This window comes from Leptospira haakeii, from assembly GCF_002812045.1.
In the GTDB taxonomy this organism is placed as follows: domain Bacteria; phylum Spirochaetota; class Leptospiria; order Leptospirales; family Leptospiraceae; genus Leptospira_B; species Leptospira_B haakeii.
In genome coordinates this window covers 874,500-894,284 of the sequence record NZ_NPEG01000001.1, presented here as the reverse complement: position 1 = coordinate 894,284, position 19,785 = coordinate 874,500, and the positions used below count along the sequence as shown (strand labels likewise).

Genomic DNA, 19,785 nt, shown 5'->3' with positions numbered 1-19,785 from the left:
AAAAAACATCTTAGGATTCCGGATCTATCTCAAAGTTCGCAATATGATATACTTGCTGGGAACGGGTCATTACGAACTGAAATTGTTTCCTTCTTTCGTTCGGTTTTCCTTCGTTCAAAACCACGTATACATTCACTCTTGTGACTGGCTTATCATAAGAACCGTAATACTGCACTTGTATGGAATAGTTCCCGGGCAGTGCCTTGGACATTGTAAATGTTTCTGGTCCATACCCATCTACTACGTCTACGTCAAGGTTTCCTCCAGACTTAGTAGAACGATTTGCATAAAAACATTTTTCGCCCGTAGGATCTAAAACCCAAAGATCCACATCAGTTGCCGTGTCCCAAGTAAGAACAACTTTGATATCTCGCGGCGGAACAGCAGCGAAGAATGAAACTCTATCGCTTGCATTACCTGCTTTCACTTCTATCAGATTTGTTCCAGGAGCAACTACAGTGCTTAAGGAAAATTTCCCGGCATGCAAACGGATCATCTGAGGAATTCCATTGATTACGATGGTTGCTTTTTCCAGATTTCCACTAACGGAACCGGAAACCGTTTGGATCCTCTCCGTAGTGAAACCCCCGTGAGGAGAATCTATAGTAACCGTCTGCGCAAATGTAGCAGATCCAAAAAGCAAAAGAGTAACTATGAGTAAATTATTGACCAACGTTGATTTCATCGTCTGAACTCGCTCCTGTTACTTCTGAATAATACATTAAGGAAGCTCTGGCAGGGATTACCTTATACTTCCCTGCAACTTCCGCTCTGATAAAGTATCTGACTTTGAATTCTTTTGTAGGACCTCCTACAAAGAAAACGGCTCGATCATCATAGATCTGCCGACTTAGATATTCCATTTTCAGATCGCCTGCGTAATACTCCGCGTCTCTTTGTAAGAAAGAGAATCCAGGCAGAAGAGAATCTTCTATTTGGTAATAAGAATCCGCATCACCTTCTTTCTGAACTGAAACTTCGACCATTACCAAATCTCCCGGTTGGAAAGTTTTGGATTCCACGGGAGTGATATCATTCGAATCTACTTTTAATTTATAGTAGGTTCGTTTTACTTTGATACCATTCGAGTAAGCTTGTATCTTTTTGCTTCGATCAATATAGTATAAGGAAGCAGTCGCATAAAGTACAGGTCCGTCCTTCTTCAGAACTTCTATTTTGTTCGGTCCAGAACGTATCAACTCGGAAGGGATGGGGATCTTAAATAATTCTCCCTGTTCCGACTTAGGTGGAAGAGTTACAGTTTTTAAACTGGTTCCATTTAACACGATCTCCACATTTGCTGGAGTTTCAGATTCACGAACAGAAGCTAAAAACTCGGACAAAGCCAACACAGCTGCAGATGTGTCCCTTGAATTATTCCAAGCTAATTCGATACGATTGGATAAGAGAGAAGAAGCAAGATTTGCAAGAATTACCTTATCTTCTCCCAATCGAACTCCTGCACTTAAAAGTGCAGAAATTGTTTCGATCCTATCTTCTTCCCAACGAGGATTTTTGCCGTAAGAAGTAAGTTTTAAGAAAGCCTTCTTACCAAATCCACTAGATTCGACACCTTTTTTAAACCAGGAGGAAGCTTCCGTCTTCTTACCTTTATTAGCTAAAGTTAATGCAAGAAGTGCTTGTCCATATTGGTTTAGCTTAGCAGAAGATTTTACCAAGCCGTCCACAATCGAATCTTCTACATTTCCACCTTCGCTTAAGGAGAAGATTATATATACTTTTGCATTCGGAGAAAGATCTCCTTTGCTCAAAACGTCATAAAGATAAGCTCTGGCTCTATTCAATACTGGAGCAGAAACCTTTGCTCCATTTTTCTGACTAATGGCCAATCCTCTATAAACATAGGCGGACATCAGAACATCACTTTCTACCCCACCTTCGAACCAACCGAATCCACCATCTGTTCGTTGGAGTTCCGACACTCTTTTCAATCCGACATCGATCATCTTAGGAAGTTCTTTTCTAAGTCTTTCATTGATGAAACCCGCCTTCTGAGCTGATAAAAGTGGATAGAACCTGCTCATAGTTTGTTCCACACAACCATACGGATAATCTGCAAGATAATCCAAAGATTGTCTTAGTGCAGGCAAAGAAGCGGGACTGAGTCGAACTTCTAAACGAGGATCTCCCAATTCTTTAGGTGCCTCCAAGTTTAGAACTCCTGAATGTTCTCCTTCTTCCATTCCTAAACTATCCGAAATAGTTTTAGGTAATCCCCAAGTTTTGAGGGGAATTTCAGATTTAAGTAAATCTTGGTAACCTGCACCCGCAGCAAGAATACTGATCTTCGCAGATTTGATCTTTGGATCTGCGATAGTCTGCACATCAAAATGAAGAGATTGGTTTTGGCCAGGCTCTAAATTGATCGTAGTTTCTGAGTTACCTAAAATTTTTGCACCTTCTGCTTTTATCGTAACTTTAACTGGTAACTTACTAGAGGATTGATTAGAAATTGTAGCGGAAACTTTTTGGGTCTCTCCCTTGATAATAAACCTAGGCATCCCACCTAATATCATCAGATCTTTTTTAGCAATAAAACTGGTTTGGCCTCTTCCTACTTTTGTATCAGGAGTAATTGCAATCGCAGTCACTCTCCAAGAAGTCAAATTATCCGGAAGATTAAAACTAACTGTTGCAGTTCCATCAGGTCCTGTTTTTACTTTTGCATTCCAATAGCTTGTATCTTTAAAACGATCCCGAGCTTGGTCCTCGTTTTTCATCGCAGAATAAACGGAGTCTCCCTTTTTATCCAAAGCCAGTTTTAATCTTTTATTTTCAGAATAACCGAAAAACTTATAAGCTGATGCCAAAGTAGTCTGTACGTTATTTCTTCTTGGATGATAGAAGAATGTTCCGATATTAGGGGTCTTCTCCTCTTTGATCTGATAAATAGCCTCATCTACAATTGCGAGAGAGACTTCTGCAGATACTCCGCCACCACCCAAGCCTGTAGTTTTCAAACGGATCTCTGCTCTATCGCCTGGACGATATACCTTCCGTCCTGGTTCCAAAGCGACCTTTAGGAATTTCTGCTCCGGAGGAGCGACTACTCTTACTTGGCTTTTATAAACATCATTTCCTGAAAATTGAACCGCGGATAACGTAAAATTCGGACTCATCTCTGCGGTGATCGGGACCGCATACTTCAAAGCGTTTCCTTTCATCTTCACTACTTCTTTTTTGAAGATACGATTTCCTTCTAAGGTCAAGATCATATGTCCGTTGGATACAGGACTTAAGACCAGAATTTCCGCAGTATCTCCCACTGAATAAATATCCTTACCCGGCTTAAGAGTAATATCTTTGAAAGGAATTTCGATAGAATCGGAAACTGAAGAAGCCCAGAAGAATGTTTCCGACTTTGTAGTATTTCCGCTCGGATCCTTTGTTTCCGCGACCAAAACAAATTGTCCTCTTTTAGGAATTGTGAAAGAAGCTGTCCCTACACCCAAAGCGGAAGTCATAACAGACAAGGAAGAAATTTTAGAACGATTTGCTTCTTTTACGAACTGAATATCTCTATTATAAAGAATGAGATCCACATTTCGATTTCCCACCATTTTCTGGCGTTCCACATCGCTTAAAGTTTTATCGTAAGCGATCAAACTTACCGTTAATTTTGCTTCTTTACCAGGTTCGTATACTGAATTGTCTTTAGAGATCCTAACAAAAAATGCACTTCGATTTACGGAGAAGGAAGCGGATCCATCCAAGGTCATATCCTCAGACTGAACGGAAGCGATGATCGTATAAACGGAATCCGCATCCGATTTATCCGGTTTAAAACTGATTGAATATTGACCTTTCGAATCTAATTTTCCTTTTCCATCTAAGACCAATTCTTGTTTATCACTTTGTCCCGATTGTTCCAGATAATCGGAAGAAGCATCAAAGTTGATCGTTCCAACAGGAGAATAATCGAATTTAGGTCTACGGAATACCCTATAGGCAACCTCTTGTCCTGAAACCGGTTGGCCATAATAATATCTTGCCTTTACAAGAGCGTTCACTTCTTCTCTTTGTAAATAATTGGATTTAGGAACTGATACTGAAACGAGGAATGTAGGTTTTTTATAAGCCTCTACGGCAAATTCAGTCTGAAAAGTTTTATCACGAAAATTTAATATAAGAGAATAATTCCCGAGAGTAGTATTCTCAGACTCCGGAACTACAAATTCTCCCGAAAAAGTTCCATTATCTCCCGAGATATTGATTGGAACACTTGGGATAGAAGTTTCTCCATGCTCACTTGCAACAGCAATTACACCAGCACCGGAAATTGTTCTATAATCGTCTTGGGAGAAGTTTCTAACAATTCCCTTAAAGTAAACGGTATCCCCAGGTCTATACACTGGGCGATCCGTATACATATATGCCCTCGGCCCGCCTTCTCCATAAAAAGAACTGGAATAAAATTCAGGATCGGAAACTGAGTATTCCCCATTCTTATGAGCGAGAACCAATCCTTTTACGGGACTTCTTCCCTTATAAAAATAAGTTCCGTCAGAACTTGTTTTTCCGGTCTGAAATGCTTGGCCATTCTCTAAATTAAAAAGAGTAAGATCCACATCGGAAACAGGTTCGCCGCTATCTTTACGGCCTACATATATGAATGTCTCTGCATCAGATTGTTTTACTAAAAAGTTCAGGCCAGATTTGATCAAGATTGTATAAGCTAATTGAGATCCGGAAACTCCTTCCACAAGATAAACACCATTATCTCTGATCGGGACAGGTATCCTACGATACGCCCAAAAAGAAGTAACTGTCGGAATAGAGAATGTAGCGACCAATTCTTGGTCTTTTAAAATAGCAGGGACCGCTAGAGTTTTATATTCATCAGGTTTTTCATAATCAATTCCTAACGTTTTTTTCAGCTCGGATCTTGTTTTGGAATTGAATTCTTTTCTGGCAACTTTTCGGAAATCGTTCCTGAATTTATCAAAGGTTCTTGTAAAAAGTGCGATCGGATTTCCGAATGCTCCGTCATTATTCTCTTGGACCAATCTTTCTTTCACTTTTTTGGTCAAGAATGCTTGCGGGTCCGCGATCTTATATACTCTGAATTCGTAATTTACAGTTCCATTCCCTTCCAGATTTACATAAGCATTTTCACCCGAGCCGAAACTTCTATCCGTTCCGAGATAGAATGCAGCGGAACCGAATAAATTCGGTTTCACATAAAATAATCCTAATACAGAGATCAAAATTGCGAGAAAAGAGAATATTATCTTTTTACGATCCAATACGCGAGTTCTCATTCTGAAATTCCTAGTCTAAAATTCGAAATCTATAAACCCCAAGAAAATTTCGGTTATTCTTTTCCGGGGAAAACAACGCACTTCTTTCCAATTCTTTTGCCCGGATCAATTTGATACCTCGATCCGAACCTGTATGATATAAAAGCTGAGGATTTTTACTTTCTCCCTCTACCAGGATCATAGAATGGAAGTTTGTCCCAACCCCACGATCCGATCTGAAAAAGAGAATATCTCCCGCTAGTCCAGACTCCAACTCTTTAGAAACAAAGTAAGTATGGAACTTTTCCAAACTTTCCGCGTCTGCAAATTCTCCGAATTTGCCCTCGCCAGTTCGAAATAAATTTTTACCAATATAGGGTATATCCGGGTAATTAAATTCCCGGACATCCGGTAAATTTTTATCCAATAAGATCCCTGTCCGAGCTTGCCAGTCCTGAGTATGAGCCTTTAGAGACTCCTTATATGCGAAACGAATCAATCCGCTGCAATCTCTTTCCTTTAGATTCCAGGAGGAATTCTCTTTTAAATATTGTGACAAAGAGATCCTTACAAACCATTCCCGAAATGCCTGACGATCAGATTCGGTTCTAAGCTCCGCAGAATCGGGAAATCCATCTTGGTCGAAATCCCCGTCTCGACTGAATAGGGAAATCTGGATAGTCTTACCTTTCTCAGTCCGGATCGTAATATTTGCGGGAACCTTCCCCGCTTGTACACGTAAGACGTCTTCTCTTTCGTTTTTTTCGCTCGAGAGAAGTTTGAGTAATTCTGGATCTATGTTTTCCCGCAGGAAATGATCTTTTACACCAAAGATCGGGTTCGAAATTTTTAAAACAGCAACTGATTTACCGTCCGCTGGCATTCTCAATTCAGTCGGATCCAAAACAGATTCGAAATAAGAATTACAATGGAGTAATAAGAATATTAGAAGATAAGAAATTCGAAACTTCAAGTAAGGAACCTAAATCGTAGAAGCTCAATAACCCAAGGCCTTTCTGATCTTTTCTGGAATATCCTCGAATTTAGGATATTTATGTTTTTTGCCATCCGGGAAAATAACGTAATAAGTTCCGTTTAGAACTTCCATATAATAATTTCCCTTTTTCTTTTGCCCTATGGAAGATTTATCCATCTCCTTTACCATTGCTTGGTATCTGGAAGGAAGTTCCTGCCAAGAACCATAAACTTGGATCTCTCCTGCATGATTCACAGTGTACATTCCGTTTTCATGCATGATCTTGATCCCATTATAATCGAAAACCTCTAGAACATTTACTTTAGGTTCTTTCTTTTTGGGTTTTTCATTCGGGTCGAAACTTGCAGGTTCTTCCGAAGGAATATTATATTGAACTATTGATTTAGAATCCTGTCTTCTGTTTCTAGTGAGAAGTATATAAAGATAGGAAAGGCCGGACAAAGCCAGCGCAGCAAAAATCAGATAATCAAAATGTCTGGCTATCCATCCCATCACTTCAATCTATACTCGATCGCTTTGCATGCAAACGGAACAGGATCTCCGGCCTGGATCCAAAAACTACATTTTTCGAAAGCAACTGAGGCAACACAGTTATCCACATCCTTCTTCCTTTGTTTTCCCGGAACCAAAGAAGTGATCTGCCTGTTCGACCCGCATTCTACATCTTTTGCAGCGTAAGCTACTATGATCTTAGCCCCTGCCTCTCCGAATGTATAAAAATCATCATCCACATTGGAACAATTCGACAAGCATAGAGTTAAAATTATAAGAAGAAATAGGATCTTACTGTCAGTTCTAAAACTTAAAGAGTTAAATTTCATGCTCCGGCTTCTTAGATAATAATCGTATTTTTTCATCCAAAGGAAGATCTACTTCTCCTAAAGAGGTTTTGTATCTCACAGTTCCTTTCATTCTCAAATTCGGATCTTTTCCAGCGACCAGGTTCGTGACTACTAAAATTCCAAGTAATAGTTTATCCTGGTTCTCTCTCTTTTCAAAGCTTGTTTCTATCTTGAGTTGGACAATGGTTTTGGAAAAAGCAGGGACTTCTGTTTCTTCTTCCGAGATCACCCGAGCCAATTCAGCGTCTTTTCCATCTGTGCCGGACGCTATCACACCAAGATCAAACTTATAAATTTTAACGGGGGAATCGTTCGGATTCTCTATTTCCAATTTAGATATCATCACGATCTTGGGAGAAGGCGGAAAAGGCAGAATTTCTACCTTCTCCGTTTTTGTTTCCAAGATCCTAAACTTACAAGCCTGTAGTTTTTTGACATTCTCCCTTAGATCTCCCAAGCAAGAGTTAAAAAGGAAGAAGGTACCTAAAACTAAGACGAAAGGCAAAAAGGTCCTCTGCCCTTTCAAATATGGGGAAAATATTCCCATCAAAGCTCCCATCCATTGGAAATAAGAACCTTTCCTCTGGTCATGTTATTTGCATATTCTTGGATCGCTTTATCCGCCTCTTTAAGCGGGTATTTAGCAGCGATTTGAGTTTGGAATTCTTTTCCTAAAAGGGAACGAATCTCAGAGGTGATCTTCCAAATCTTAAAAGGACTTTGCTGAGGCATCCAAGAAGAAAGCCAATAACCTTCTATCTTTTTATCCTGAAAGATACCAAGCCCTGCATGATAAGAAATAGGCTCTTCAGATAATGCACCGTAAACCACACATTTACTTCCATAAGGCATAGCTGCTAAAGCTCTTCCTGTGATCTCTCCTGCGACTGCATCCAGCATAATAGTAGCATTCAGCTTATTGGAAAGGACCCTAAGTTCTCTATCAAAATTAGGAGAGCTCGAATCCAATACATGTTCAGCTCCTAAAGATTTTAGAAGATCGACCTGCTCTTTTCTTCTTACAACATGAATACCGGGAATCCCTTTTTTATTAGAAAGTCTTAATAACATTTTTCCTAAGGCAGAAGCAGCAGCAGTTTGAACGTAAGCCTTATGTTTTTCTCGTATGACTTGATCGAGCAGCGCCCAAGCGGTGATTGGGTTTACGAATAAACAAGCGCCTTGTTCCAGGCTTACATCTTTTCCTAAAGTAAAACAAGAATACGCATCAGTGATCATGTATTCTGCATAAGGTCCATCACCTTTGTTTGGAGCAACACATGCAACCGGTTTACCAACTAGAGAATTCGCTCTCCAACCTCCACCGCTTGCAATCACCAAACCGCTTCCTTCAAAACCGGGAACGACAGGAAGTTTTTTCTTAATTCCGTAAAGTCCTCTCATGAACATTAGATCTGATGGATTGATGGAACCAGAATGAACTTTAAGTAGAACCTCTCCCTTCTTTAAGGTCTTAGGTTCTTTTTCTACAATTTTAGCTCTTCCAGGTTCGTTGCTGTATTCTTTCAATTCGTATGCAAGATACGATTTTGGTATTTCGAACTTTTTTGCCATTTGATTACCCTCTCACTCTTCGTCCTTTAACGTCAGATGCCGGATCGTTTCCGGTTTATTTTCTAGTATATGATTTTGTATAAATGCTTCCGCGTCTTCTTGGGTCTTGATAGAAAACCAAAGGCCTTCCGGATAAGAAACTTGCACAGGACCCAACTCACAACGATCCAAACATCCTGATTTTTGGATACGGATCTTACCTTTTAATCCAAGTTCTTGTATTCTCTTCTTCATATAAGCGAGCAATTGAGGAGATCCTTTCGGACCACAAGAAGGCCTTTCTCCTTCCGCTCTGACATTCTCGCAGACAAAAACATGTTTATCAAAATACATTAGGTACTTGCCTTTCCTCCTACTTTCCTATATAGGCAAAAGCTTTGAACCCATTTTTTCGGAGATTAGTTTGAAGCTCTAACGGTTGCCAGAACCTAAAAAAGATTTTTTTATGGTCTAAGAGGCTCGATTCCCGAGTATTTACTCATATTTGGAGAATAGGATGAAACGATCCGTAATACTAATTTTATTATCTTCACTATTATATTCCCTTTCCTTCTGCAAAAAAGAAGAGAAGCCTGTATTAGAGACAGAAAAACCTCTTTTCGAAAAAGTTTTGTCGGAAAACGATAAGATAATTCAATTTCTCTTAACAACAGAGAGTGTTTCTCCTGATGTAAGTGGATTAATTTCTTCCTTAAATTCTTTGGGAGAAGTAAAAGGTGGCTTGGAATCTTCAGCACTAGAAATGAAGAATGTATTAGAAGGGGCAAAATCTTCGGATGTGAGAATATCCTTTGAGGCCTATTCCAAGTTCAGCGAAGTTTTAGCGAGTACTATGAAGGTGCATGGACTACAATCTGGAAGAAACCGTTTCTATTGTCCGATGGTCAAAAAGACATGGGTGTTTTCCGGTATGAAAATCCTGAATCCATACGCTCCGGATATGCGTGATTGTGGTGATCTTATTCCCTGAAAACGAAAGACAACAAGAAAGAACCTGTTTAGCGGGAGTCTCCGAGTCTAAACCCTGTCCCGGAAATTGTAGGGATTTTTACAGGGAATCGAATTGGAATGACTCTGGTGAACAGGCTTGTTTTGCCTTCGAAAAATTAGAAAAGTTTTTAGAAGGAGTCAGCTCTTTTTCAGTTGGCGCCACTGCATTCCAACAAGCTCCCGCAGATATTTTAGAAAATTTTTCCACAAGATCCGAAATAGGTTTCGATCTAGTCAGATACTTTCTTTCCATCTCTTCACCAGACCAAGTCATGTCCACAATTCTGGAGATGGACGATTCTTTGCTTTATAGGATCGTAAAAGAAGACTTTAAAATATTCCAAAAACTCAAAAAAGAGAAGAAGGTATTTGGAACAGAAAGTAATTTTCTGGATTCAAAAGCTGCACAATTCTGGAACGGGCTTCCTCCAGAAAGAATTTCCAAATTTATATTATTCTGTCTTAGGACTAAGAAGGATAATATATTCGCCGCCAGATTTTTAGGGCTCATGCCTATCGAAACTCTACTCATGCTTGGAGAATCCTTAGGATTAAATAAAGAAGAAGAAGCAGAACTCTACAGAGGATTAGAAGATTCCTTATACGAATTCCCGATCCGATTCCCGGGAATCTATCCTCATTTAATTGAATTATTCTCGGAAGATCCAGAGATCAATATCATACTTTCTACAATGGAAGGACTTGTAGAAAGAAAAGAATCCTTGCTAAGAGCAAGGGAAGAAGTTCTCAAAATAATAGAAGAAGCCCATAAAAAGAACTCCCACCAAGAAGTATTAAATTATTTGAATACTTTAGATAAGGACGCTGCCTTAGAAATTTTAGGAATGTTAGAAGAGCAAAATCATATAGGATTTTCGGAGAAAAGCCTATTGTCCGCTTATATCAAAGGAGAAGAATCCGACTTCATTACCTTCGGAAGAAGGCCACAAGTTTTCAGAGTGAAATAAAGATCTAAAAGCTCCGATCAAACGGAAATATTTAGACCCTTTCTTCTACCTCGTATTCTTTGAATAAACTCTTTTGATTTCCCATATCGCTTTGGAATTCCACAGGATAATCTGAGGTAAAACAAGCATTGCAGAAACCGCCACCCCTATGATCATTCACCGCTTTGTGCATAGAATCCACTGAAAGATAAGCAATGGAATCCACTCTCAAATACTTTCGGATTTCTTCGATCGTATGAGTAGCAGCGATCAATTCATTATGGGTTGGAATATCTATTCCGTAATAACAAGGGGAAACAGTAGGAGGAGCGGAAACTCTTAAGTGGATCTCGGTAGCACCAGCGTTTCGGATCATTTTGATGATCTTACGGCTAGTGGTTCCTCTCATGATGGAATCGTCTACGATCACAACACGTTTGCCATCCACTACATTTTTCACTACGTTATACTTGATCTTTGCACCGAAATCTCGAATCTTTTGGTCCGGTTCGATAAAAGTCCTGCCAACATAGTGAGAACGGATCAATCCTTGTTGGAAAGGAATTCCGGAAGCTTCTGAATATCCTAAAGCTGCGATGTTTGCAGAGTCCGGAACAGGGATCACAACATCAGCTTCTACAGGAAGTTCCTGAGCGAGTTGGTTTCCAAGTGCCTTACGAACCTTATAAACTGATTCACCAAAAATATTGGAATCAGGTCTCGCGAAATAAATGTATTCGAAAATACAAAGAGCAGGTTTTGCAGGAGGGAAAGGATAGAAGGAACGGGTTCCAGTTCTATCCACAACGATCATCTCACCTGGTTCCACATCTCTTTCGTAAGTGGTGTCAGTGATATCGAATGCGCAGGTTTCTGATGCGAATACAATGGATCCGTCGTCTCTTCTTCCCATAACCAACGGGCGGAAACCGTTCGGGTCACGAACTGCGATCAATTGGTTTTTAGTAAGTACTACAAGAGAATAAGCTCCTCTCACTTTTTTCAAAGCAGAAGAAAGTGCAGAAAGTAGATCTGTTTCTCCGGAGCGAGCCATAAGGTGGACGATCACCTCTGAATCGATTGTAGTTTGGAAGATAGAACCTTCTTTTTCTAATTGGGAACGAACTTCCCAGGAATTTACCAGGTTTCCATTATGAGCCAGAGCGATCGGCCCCAAATGGGACTCAACTCTGAGAGGTTGAGCGTTCCTTAAAAAGCTCGCACCAGTCGTAGAATAACGATTATGCCCGATAGCCGCGGTTCCGGTTAGTTCCCGGATCTTGCCTTCGGTAAAAATATTGGCTACTAATCCCATCCCGGCGTAGCGGTAGAGATGTTCTCCGTCGGAGGAAACGATCCCGCTCGATTCTTGGCCTCTATGCTGCATGGAGTACAAGCCGAGGTAAGTGAAATTGGCCGCTTCGGGAGAATTAAAAATCCCAAAGATGGCACATTCTTCTTTTGGTTTGTCATCTCGGACTAGGGTCCGTAGACTGGACGTATTGGGAATCGAACTCATGGTCCCCCTTCCGACGCTAGTCTCCCAGGTCGCCTTTTAGATGCAAATACAATCCGATTATATTGTCGTAGACAACGTCCGAAGCTTACAGTTGGCATTGATTACTCTCTCTCAATCCGATTGCCTCTCTATTGATACGGAATCCAGCGGTTATTACACCTACTATTCCAAAGTTTGTCTTATCCAAATATCCTCTAAGGGTAAAAATTATATCTTTGACCCTATTCGTTTGGACGATCTCTCCGGGTTACGTCCTCTATTCGAGAATCCCAGCATTTTAAAAATATTTCATTCCGCTTCGGACGATATCAAAGCTCTTAAAAGAGACTTCGGTTTCAAGTTTATCAACATCGCAGATACGATGTTCAGCTCTCGTTTATTAGACTTAGAACAGAACTCTTTGTTGTATCTTGTGGAGCATTACCACAAGGTCAAACTTTCGAAGAAGGAGCAAAAATCCAACTGGGAAAAGCGTCCTCTAGAAAAAAGTCAGCTCCAATACGCGGCCCTGGACACAGTTTATCTGGAATCCATCTGGACTAAAATGAGCGAGGAACTCGGAAAACGTAAATTGTTAGACGAAGCAGTTTCAGAGTTCGCAAAAATCGCGGAAGAGGAACCAGAACCTTTCGAAGGTTTTTCAATCAATTTGGAAAAATTCCCAAATGTCCTTGAGTTGGGTTCCGACGAAAGAAGGGCACTTCACGATACCTTAGGTTTCCGGGACGAAAAAGCAAAAAAGTTGAACAAGGCTCCATTCAGAGTTTGGAATAACGACAAGGTTTTGGAATTAGTCAAGTCTCGTGGGGAACTGAATAAGCTCGTAGACATCTTAGGCAAAAAAGACGCAGAAAATTTATATCAGGTTTATAAAAACCCAAGCGGACCCCCTATCCAGAAAAACGATCTATTCAAAAGATCTATCGAGGATTTGGCAGGGGAAGAAGCGGACAGATTTAAAAGATTAAGGCAGTGGAGAGAAACAATCATGTCCATTCGCCGGATGGGTCACAACTTGATGCCGTCTAATAAGAATATCGCGGAGATTGCAAAAAGAAATCCTAAGTCTATCGAAGAGTTAAAAGAACTAGGGATCTTTTCCAACTGGAAGGTAGAAAACTACGGACCTTCTATTATAGCTGCAATGCAATCTAAACCTTATGAGACCACCTTGTCAGGTTTAATCCCGATCAAAAAGAAATTTGATTAGATTAGAATTAGATAAGCTAAAAAAGGAACTCCCCTTTCTACCGGAAGGAGAACCGAACTTACCTGAAGATGTAGCACATTCTTCTGTGGTCATGCCTGTGTTCCAAAAGAACGGACAAGACGGTTTCCTTCTTCAAAAAAGAAATCCGAACCTCGCTTCTCATCCTGGACAGATCTCTTTTCCAGGTGGAGTAAAGGATCCAGAAGATAAGGATCTTTTAGTTACAGCTCTAAGAGAATGGGAAGAAGAGATGGGAGCTCCAGATAAAGAATTATCCGTAATCGGAAATTACAGAGGGCAACTCACTCATACAGGATTTCACATCACTCCCTTCTTAGCTAAATATTCAGGAGATTTTAGATTCGAATTCAATCCTGAAGAAGTAGAACGAATTATTATACTGGAGCTAGACAGACTTTGGGAGGCTCCTTTTTACAGTATTAAAGGAAGAAGGAAACCTGACTCACCTTTATTAGAAGTATTTTACTTTGATATAGAGGAAGGACTTTTATGGGGAGCCACTGCAAGGATCATTGTGGACTTCTTAAGAGAACATGCGGGGTTCGATCGTCCTCCCATTTTAAGAACTCCTAACCTAAGTTCAGCGCCATTCTTGGACGTGAAAAAGCCTGAATAGTTTCCGCATAAAACGAAAGATCCAAGGTTTTTGATTTTTCTTTCTTTCTATTTTTTTGTCTCATCTCCCAATTTTTCTTCTAACCCTTACGTCTCTAAAAAATGTAGTCCTACGAGGTTTTCCACTTTAGGGATTCCAAAAGTGGACCGAAATTATATACGACATAATTTAAAACCCTTTTCCGGGAGTTTTAAAGTTCGTATTCGAACTTCGAAAGGCATTTTACATAGGAGCATTCCAATGAGCAAAATTAAGGATCTATTTAATTCAGACATTCGCACTAGTTATCTAAAGGAAAGCTGGAAAGAAGAGGACTGGTATGAGTCTCTCGCCGGCAGACCTGGCATTGAACAAAAAATCCCATACTTTAAAAAGGGAGAAACTTCTTCATTAAAGGTGGCGGTTCTTAGCAGATGACTCCTGAAGAAAAGGAAGCCCTCTTTCGTAGTCTAGAAGAAATCAGGATCGCCATCCAAGCAAGTCAGCCTGGTGGTGAATACAAAGCGATCCTGTATAGTATTCCGATCGTGGGGATCATCTTCGGATGGTTATTATTATTCTTCCTATTCTTTTGGTGGTATCGTCAGAGAATGGCGATCATCAAAGCAGGCCTTTATCAAAAAGAAAAATTTGATCTGCGTCTTTATTCCTTCTTTTTAGGACTGATACTTACCTTTGTTGGTATAGCTCTTTCCGTTACTTTCATTTTAGTATTAGGAAAATCTTTAGCGATGTTAGGAGGATTGATCCCTCTTGGTACCGGCTTAGGTCTTCTTTGTTATTATAAATGGTCTCCTAGGAAATGAATCGGTCCTACTGAAATCCGATCCTTCCATAAAATAGGTTTATTATTACTCCCATGAAACCGGAAGAACCAATCCTATGCGATCCGGAGGATTGGGCCAATATTCAAAAAGTTCTAGCCGGAGATTTTGAATCATTCGAACAACTCGTATTAAAGTATGAGGCAATGGTTTATTCCCAGGCAAAAAAAGCATTCCGTAACGAAGCGGAAGCTGAGGACTTTACTCAGGATGTTTTTTTAAAAGCATTCGAAGGATTGTCCACATTCAGAGGGAAGTCTAAATTCTCCACTTGGGTTTTCTCCATTGCAAGAAATGAGATCATCCGCAGATACCGTAAAGAACACCCAGAAATAGACGCTCCTATAGATACTTTGTCCAGCGAAAAGCTGGGAGATAATTTTTCCTCTCAAGAATCCGAAGTATTAGAAAAAGAAACGACCGAAAAGATCAGATCCCTGGTGGACAAGTTACCCGAACTATATAGGAAACCTATCTCGTTACACTACTTCGAGAATATGTCCTATAAAGATATCTCCGAAAATTTAAACTTGAAAATGAATACTTTAAAGAGTTATATTTTTCGAGGGAAAGAAATCCTACGCGATTGGCTGAAGAAAGACGATGAGCACGGAAAAAGATAAACTTCCCGACGAGTTGCGGGAGCAATTGGATTTTTTTGTAAAACCTCCGGAAGGCAGGGTGAACGATGACGTACCACCTATGCTTAAGAAAAAAGTAATGCTTCATTTGGTGCATCTGAGGCATATCCGGTTGATCTTGATCACAATTCTGATCTTGGCTTTTTCTCCTCTAACCGTTCTTCTGTTTACTGACTGGAATTTTCTCTTCCAAACAGGGATTTTACATGCAATTTTAGCTACTAGCGGCTTTTTGTTCCTGCTTTTTACTGTTCTAATAGGGATTTATCTTGTGCAAAATAAGAGCCCTTATACCAAGGAATGGAAAAACAAGTTAGGATTCGACGAATGAAATATTTCAGTTTTGGGATCGCCTTATCTTTATTACTTACCTTCGGAAACCAAATCTCCGCACAAGAAAAACAGCCTGAGACCAAATTAACTGCAAAAGAATTCTTAGAAATGAAGTTGGACTCTGTTTTCCCGCTCATCCAAAACATGAGCAAACAAGAAGCGGATGTTCTAATCACCCAGATCAGGGAAGAAGCCAGAAAATCCTGGGCCCAATCCGATAATTATTTTTTCTTAGTCGAACATCTAACTACGATCAAAGCAATCGAAGAAGAACAAAGCAGATTAAAAGGTCTACTTTGGGTATATGTTTTGGGTCTGGTCCTATTTTCAGGATTCGTTCTTTATGTCCTCTTCCGCCAGAGAAAGCTGATAAACGAGTTAAACGAAATTATCAAGGATCGGGACTAAAAAAACCTCCGTCTAATTATATAATCCGGAAAGGAACATATTCCTTTTTGTTTACTGGTTGTCATAAGAATAAGCCCAGAAAATTCTTTTTCCGGCGATTGTAATGTTTGTGTAAACCTTTTGTAACGGTTTTCTGACAATCTGATGGGATGGAACCTATCCAAATCCAAGGATCCTCCACCCCGACGACTAACGATAAAAATCCTCCGAGGCGTAGGAGAAAGAGCTTCAGCGAATTTATGAAAAATGCTTCCGGCAGCCCAGGCCAAAAAATCCTCGTAGTTGATGACGAAGAGGATATCGCAGAACTGATCAAATTTCATTTAGAAGAGAATGGCTACCAAGTAGACACCTGCCAAAACGGTTTAGAGGTGCTTCCTAGGATCGAAAAAAATCTGCCTGACTTAGTGGTGTTGGACCTAATGCTACCAGGTATTGGCGGAATGGATCTTTGTAAAAGGATCAAAGAAAAATATTCTCTTCCAATCATTATGGTTACCGCTAAATCCGGAGAGACCGATGCGGTCTTAGGACTGGAACTTGGCGCGGACGATTATGTTAGAAAACCATTCTCCACCAGAGAACTCATCGCGAGAGTTCGCTCCGTATTGAGAAGATCGGGAGAAGGAGAGGATGAGCAAGACCAAGAAGGAAACATCACGGTCGGCAAAATTTTCCTAAACCCCAAGGCTCATAAGGTATTCATAAATAACGAAGAAATCGATCTTACATTGATCGAGTATAAAATTCTCTACCTGTTTATGACGAATACAGGCGTTGCATTTACCAGAGACAAACTTTTAGATAAGGTTTGGGGTAAGGATATTTACGTGACGGATCGCGCTGTAGATGTTAATATTAAAAGACTCCGGGATAAACTAGGAGAAGAGAAGGAGAGGTTGGAAACCATCCGCGGGATTGGTTACAGATTCAATGAGGCGTAGCTTATTTTCTAAACTACTCTTAAGTAACTGGCTTCTACTCGTTTTCCTTATGGCTGTCGCGGGGATAGTTCTCTTTTTAGAGGACTTGATCAACCCCGACCTGAAAATACTTCTATTCTCGGCTTATATCTTATTGGCAATGTTTGGGACTTTTTATATGTCCTTCTCCATTGCCAGAAGTGTAACCCAAACACTTAACCAGATCGAAATGAAAACTGGAGAAATCAACGCAGGAGATTTCGGCTCCGAGTTAAGTCTCCCTGAGATCCAAGAGTTAGCTGACCTTGCCGTCTCCATTAACCTGATGTCCGGACGTTTGAAACACCAATTCGTAGATCTTACCATCGAAAAAGAAAAGTTCGATTCAGTATTACAAAACTTGAAAGAAGGTGTATTCTCCGTTGACCTGGAAGGCTCTATCGTTTTTCAAAACAGAAGTATTCCCGGTTCCTTAATAGAACCTAATTCAGGCTCTAGAAAAGTAGAAGATGCTGTCAAAGATCCAAGACTTCTAGACTTTATCAAAAGAAATCTTTCCGGAAAAAGTGAACCTAAAACGGAGCTCGATCTAAGCCAAAATTTTTACGCAATCAAAATGTATCCGCTTCGAACGAACGGAAATCTATTGATGTTCATCGGAGTGATCCGAAATATCACTGAAGAAAAACAATCTTATCTGATAAGAGAACAGTTTGTTCAAAATGCTTCTCACGAATTAAAAACACCTATCACTTCCATCAAAGGTTATACGGAAACATTACTAGGTCGTTTAAAACTTTTAGAAGATAGCCACGAAAAAAGATTTTTAGACGCGATCTCTCGAAACACGGACAGAATGGTTCGTATCGTAGAAGACATGCTTACGATCACTAGAATTGAGAACCAATCTGCAATCGCTCAACCTGAGGAATTCACGTTAAAGTCCCTGGTAGAAAATCTTTCTTTTACTGTTGATGGAGTTATTTCTCCGAAAGGACAAAAGTTGGTAGTGGATATGCCTTCTCCTCTTACTATCGCTGCGGACTGGGTCCTTTTAGAGCATATGCTTTTAAATTTAATTTCAAATGCTTCTTCATATTCTCCGGATGATAAAATAATCACTTTGAAGATCGCAAAGGTGGAACCTGACTCAGTGAATTTTCAGGTTATAGACCAAGGGATTGGAATCAAGGACGAGGATAAAGAAAGAATTTTCGAAAGATTCTTTAGAGTGGATAAGAACAGATCCAGAAAAGAAGGCGGAACCGGCCTTGGACTTTCTATTGTGAAACATATTGTTAGATTACATCACGGTTCTGTCAAAGTTTTCGATAATCCGGAAGGTGGGACTATCTTCTCCGTAACCCTTCCGTTAGTTTATTCCGAAATTTCAGAAGTTTGAAATCCGAGCATTTGCTCGTAATACGCTTTTCCTAAAACAGCCCTAACACGAATATAGAGATTCTATATATAAATCGACAACGTATCACGTTATCGAGATCGGACCTAAGGGTCGAGGTTAGAACATGGATTATCCTAAGGGTTTTTTTTCATTCGGAACAAATATAGGGATTAAAGACAAAACGAAAGATTTCGGAGTGATCTATTCCGAAAAACCCTGCAAAGCGGCCGCAGTATTTACTAAAAATAATTTTCCAGGCGCTCCTGTCATCGTAGGCAAAGAACATATACGAGACGGAGTTTTGCAAGCTGTAGTCATAAATTCTAAAAATTCAAATGTTGCTACTGGAGAAAAAGGAATATTAAATTCCAGACAGATCTGTTCCGAGATCGCAAAGTCTCTTGGTATCTCTGAAACTTCTGTATTACCTTCTTCTACTGGAGTGATTGGAGTTCCACTTCCTATGCAGGTAATACTTCCTGCGTGTGCTCAGGCAAAATCAAATCTAAAACCCGGTAATCTAGATGAAGTAGCAGAAGCGATCATGACCACGGATACTCGCAAAAAAATTTCCGTGAGAAAGATCAAATCTTCTAACGGAGAAGCTATTATCTTTGGTATGGCAAAGGGTGCAGGAATGATAGAGCCTAATATGGCGACTATGCTTTCTTACATTCTCACTGACGCACAGATAGAAGGAGAAGTTTATCCAATCTTAAAAGATTGTGTGGACTTAAGTTTTAATTGTATCACGATAGATTCGGATACTTCTACCTCAGATACCGTTGCTTTACTTAGCAATGGTCTTGCAGGTTCAGTTGATCCTAACGAATTCAAATCCGCACTTTTAGAAATATGCACAGATCTTGCTAAAGAAGTAGCAAGAGATGGAGAAGGTGCGTCCAAATTAATCGAAGTACGTATCAAAAAATCGAAGGATGAGTCTCAGGCGAGAAAGATCGGTAAATCCATACTAAATTCTCCATTGATCAAAACCGCAATATACGGTGGAGACCCGAATTGGGGAAGATTGGTCATGGCAGTAGGTAAAGTTTTCGATGAACCTATCCCTTTCGACTCCTTGGAAATTTATTTCGGAGGACTACCTGTCAAGGGTGCAGATTCGGAAACGCTCAAAAAATTATCGGAGTATCTAAAAAAGAATTCCGAGATCTTCGTCGATGTGGTATTGAATACCGGAAACAAAGAGATGGTGTTCTGGGGATGCGACCTGACCGAAGGTTACGTGAAGGAAAACGCATACTATACAACATAA

21 protein-coding genes are annotated in these 19,785 nt (G+C 40.1%); 12 read left to right on the top strand and 9 right to left on the bottom strand.

Features of this window, described 5'->3' with window-relative positions:
- Window positions 1-10: 10 nt before the first annotated feature.
- The 8 genes from CH377_RS04290 to CH377_RS04255 are packed head-to-tail and all read right to left on the bottom strand — an operon-like array spanning window position 11 to window position 9,008.
- On the bottom strand, window positions 11-685 hold the full coding sequence (locus tag CH377_RS04290) for a YfaP family protein (protein WP_100722548.1): 675 nt from the start codon (window positions 683-685) through the stop codon (window positions 11-13).
- Complete coding sequence (locus tag CH377_RS04285) at window positions 663-5,282, bottom strand: alpha-2-macroglobulin family protein (protein ID WP_100722547.1); 4,620 nt, start codon at window positions 5,280-5,282, stop codon at window positions 663-665. The genes CH377_RS04290 and CH377_RS04285 overlap by 23 nt, the downstream gene beginning before the upstream one ends.
- 10 nt (window positions 5,283-5,292) lie before the next feature.
- The gene (locus CH377_RS04280; RefSeq protein WP_100722546.1) at window positions 5,293-6,234 is read right to left on the bottom strand and encodes a DUF1175 family protein; all 942 of its coding nucleotides are present in this window, start codon (window positions 6,232-6,234) and stop codon (window positions 5,293-5,295) included.
- Window positions 6,235-6,258: 24 nt separating this feature from the next.
- Window positions 6,259-6,750 (bottom strand): hypothetical protein, encoded by a 492-nt coding sequence (locus CH377_RS04275; protein ID WP_100722545.1) that lies wholly within the window; start codon window positions 6,748-6,750, stop codon window positions 6,259-6,261.
- Complete coding sequence (locus CH377_RS04270; protein ID WP_100722544.1) at window positions 6,750-7,079, bottom strand: LIC13255 family lipoprotein; 330 nt, start codon at window positions 7,077-7,079, stop codon at window positions 6,750-6,752. Before CH377_RS04270 ends, CH377_RS04275 begins: the two co-directional genes overlap by 1 nt.
- Window positions 7,069-7,605, bottom strand: coding sequence for an LEA/WHy family protein (locus CH377_RS04265; protein WP_243401951.1), 537 nt, complete (start codon window positions 7,603-7,605; stop codon window positions 7,069-7,071). Before CH377_RS04265 ends, CH377_RS04270 begins: the two co-directional genes overlap by 11 nt.
- A gap of 41 nt (window positions 7,606-7,646) precedes the next feature.
- Window positions 7,647-8,675, bottom strand: coding sequence for a zinc-binding dehydrogenase (locus tag CH377_RS04260; RefSeq protein ID WP_100722543.1), 1,029 nt, complete (start codon window positions 8,673-8,675; stop codon window positions 7,647-7,649).
- Between the two features lie 12 nt (window positions 8,676-8,687).
- Window positions 8,688-9,008, bottom strand: a complete 321-nt coding sequence (locus CH377_RS04255) for a (2Fe-2S) ferredoxin domain-containing protein (RefSeq protein WP_100722542.1) — start codon at window positions 9,006-9,008, stop codon at window positions 8,688-8,690.
- 163 nt (window positions 9,009-9,171) lie between these two features.
- Here CH377_RS04255 and CH377_RS04250 point away from each other — a divergent pair, with 163 nt between their 5' ends.
- Together CH377_RS04250 and CH377_RS04245 are read left to right on the top strand one after the other, a co-directional pair.
- Window positions 9,172-9,645 (top strand): LIC13259/LIC11441 family protein, encoded by a 474-nt coding sequence (locus CH377_RS04250; RefSeq protein WP_100722541.1) that lies wholly within the window; start codon window positions 9,172-9,174, stop codon window positions 9,643-9,645.
- Window positions 9,629-10,633, top strand: a complete 1,005-nt coding sequence (locus CH377_RS04245; protein ID WP_100722815.1) for a hypothetical protein — start codon at window positions 9,629-9,631, stop codon at window positions 10,631-10,633. The genes CH377_RS04250 and CH377_RS04245 overlap by 17 nt, the downstream gene beginning before the upstream one ends.
- A gap of 31 nt (window positions 10,634-10,664) precedes the next feature.
- Here the strand turns inward: CH377_RS04245 and purF are convergent, their stop codons facing one another.
- Complete coding sequence (purF, locus tag CH377_RS04240) at window positions 10,665-12,131, bottom strand: amidophosphoribosyltransferase (protein WP_100722540.1); 1,467 nt, start codon at window positions 12,129-12,131, stop codon at window positions 10,665-10,667.
- A 40-nt stretch (window positions 12,132-12,171) separates the two neighbouring features.
- Between purF and CH377_RS04235 the strand changes: the two genes are divergently transcribed.
- The 10 genes from CH377_RS04235 to argJ all read left to right on the top strand — a co-directional run bounded on the left by CH377_RS04235 (window position 12,172) and on the right by argJ (window position 19,785).
- On the top strand, window positions 12,172-13,341 hold the full coding sequence (locus CH377_RS04235) for a ribonuclease D (protein WP_100722539.1): 1,170 nt from the start codon (window positions 12,172-12,174) through the stop codon (window positions 13,339-13,341).
- Window positions 13,337-13,978, top strand: coding sequence for an NUDIX hydrolase (locus tag CH377_RS04230; protein ID WP_423789910.1), 642 nt, complete (start codon window positions 13,337-13,339; stop codon window positions 13,976-13,978). The genes CH377_RS04235 and CH377_RS04230 overlap by 5 nt, the downstream gene beginning before the upstream one ends.
- A gap of 240 nt (window positions 13,979-14,218) precedes the next feature.
- On the top strand, window positions 14,219-14,395 hold the full coding sequence (locus CH377_RS19645) for an LIMLP_16695 family PerRB-regulated protein (RefSeq protein ID WP_086448547.1): 177 nt from the start codon (window positions 14,219-14,221) through the stop codon (window positions 14,393-14,395).
- Entirely contained in the window at window positions 14,392-14,784 is a 393-nt protein-coding gene (locus CH377_RS04220; protein ID WP_100708466.1) for a hypothetical protein, read from the top strand. Before CH377_RS19645 ends, CH377_RS04220 begins: the two co-directional genes overlap by 4 nt.
- Before the next feature lie 53 nt (window positions 14,785-14,837).
- Complete coding sequence (locus CH377_RS04215) at window positions 14,838-15,425, top strand: RNA polymerase sigma factor (protein WP_100722536.1); 588 nt, start codon at window positions 14,838-14,840, stop codon at window positions 15,423-15,425.
- Window positions 15,406-15,774 (top strand): hypothetical protein, encoded by a 369-nt coding sequence (locus tag CH377_RS04210; protein ID WP_100722535.1) that lies wholly within the window; start codon window positions 15,406-15,408, stop codon window positions 15,772-15,774. Before CH377_RS04215 ends, CH377_RS04210 begins: the two co-directional genes overlap by 20 nt.
- Window positions 15,771-16,184 carry a hypothetical protein gene (locus tag CH377_RS04205; protein ID WP_100722534.1) on the top strand — a complete coding sequence of 138 codons (414 nt, stop codon included), beginning with the start codon at window positions 15,771-15,773 and terminating at the stop codon, window positions 16,182-16,184. The genes CH377_RS04210 and CH377_RS04205 overlap by 4 nt, the downstream gene beginning before the upstream one ends.
- A 239-nt stretch (window positions 16,185-16,423) precedes the next feature.
- Entirely contained in the window at window positions 16,424-17,128 is a 705-nt protein-coding gene (locus CH377_RS04195; RefSeq protein ID WP_008590830.1) for a response regulator, read from the top strand.
- A complete protein-coding gene (locus CH377_RS04190; RefSeq protein ID WP_100722532.1) occupies window positions 17,118-18,509 on the top strand; it encodes a HAMP domain-containing sensor histidine kinase in 1,392 nt (463 codons plus the stop codon). Before CH377_RS04195 ends, CH377_RS04190 begins: the two co-directional genes overlap by 11 nt.
- A 124-nt stretch (window positions 18,510-18,633) precedes the next feature.
- Complete coding sequence (gene argJ, locus CH377_RS04185) at window positions 18,634-19,785, top strand: bifunctional glutamate N-acetyltransferase/amino-acid acetyltransferase ArgJ (protein WP_100722531.1); 1,152 nt, start codon at window positions 18,634-18,636, stop codon at window positions 19,783-19,785.

Bases quoted from the DNA above. Each gene is read 5' to 3' on its own strand.
- CH377_RS04290 (WP_100722548.1), bottom strand. From the start codon at position 685: ATGAAATCAACGTTGGTCAATAATTTACTCATAGTTACTCTTTTGCTT.
- CH377_RS04285 (WP_100722547.1), bottom strand. From the start codon at position 5,282: ATGAGAACTCGCGTATTGGATCGTAAAAAGATAATATTCTCTTTTCTC.
- CH377_RS04275 (WP_100722545.1), bottom strand. From the start codon at position 6,750: ATGGGATGGATAGCCAGACATTTTGATTATCTGATTTTTGCTGCGCTG.
- CH377_RS04270 (WP_100722544.1), bottom strand. From the start codon at position 7,079: ATGAAATTTAACTCTTTAAGTTTTAGAACTGACAGTAAGATCCTATTT.
- CH377_RS04260 (WP_100722543.1), bottom strand. From the start codon at position 8,675: ATGGCAAAAAAGTTCGAAATACCAAAATCGTATCTTGCATACGAATTG.
- CH377_RS04255 (WP_100722542.1), bottom strand. From the start codon at position 9,008: ATGTATTTTGATAAACATGTTTTTGTCTGCGAGAATGTCAGAGCGGAA.
- CH377_RS04250 (WP_100722541.1), top strand. From the start codon at position 9,172: ATGAAACGATCCGTAATACTAATTTTATTATCTTCACTATTATATTCC.
- purF (WP_100722540.1), bottom strand. From the start codon at position 12,131: ATGAGTTCGATTCCCAATACGTCCAGTCTACGGACCCTAGTCCGAGAT.
- CH377_RS04235 (WP_100722539.1), top strand. From the start codon at position 12,172: ATGCAAATACAATCCGATTATATTGTCGTAGACAACGTCCGAAGCTTA.
- CH377_RS19645 (WP_086448547.1), top strand. From the start codon at position 14,219: ATGAGCAAAATTAAGGATCTATTTAATTCAGACATTCGCACTAGTTAT.
- CH377_RS04220 (WP_100708466.1), top strand. From the start codon at position 14,392: ATGACTCCTGAAGAAAAGGAAGCCCTCTTTCGTAGTCTAGAAGAAATC.
- CH377_RS04215 (WP_100722536.1), top strand. From the start codon at position 14,838: ATGAAACCGGAAGAACCAATCCTATGCGATCCGGAGGATTGGGCCAAT.
- CH377_RS04210 (WP_100722535.1), top strand. From the start codon at position 15,406: ATGAGCACGGAAAAAGATAAACTTCCCGACGAGTTGCGGGAGCAATTG.
- CH377_RS04205 (WP_100722534.1), top strand. From the start codon at position 15,771: ATGAAATATTTCAGTTTTGGGATCGCCTTATCTTTATTACTTACCTTC.
- CH377_RS04195 (WP_008590830.1), top strand. From the start codon at position 16,424: ATGAAAAATGCTTCCGGCAGCCCAGGCCAAAAAATCCTCGTAGTTGAT.
- CH377_RS04190 (WP_100722532.1), top strand. From the start codon at position 17,118: ATGAGGCGTAGCTTATTTTCTAAACTACTCTTAAGTAACTGGCTTCTA.
- argJ (WP_100722531.1), top strand. From the start codon at position 18,634: ATGGATTATCCTAAGGGTTTTTTTTCATTCGGAACAAATATAGGGATT.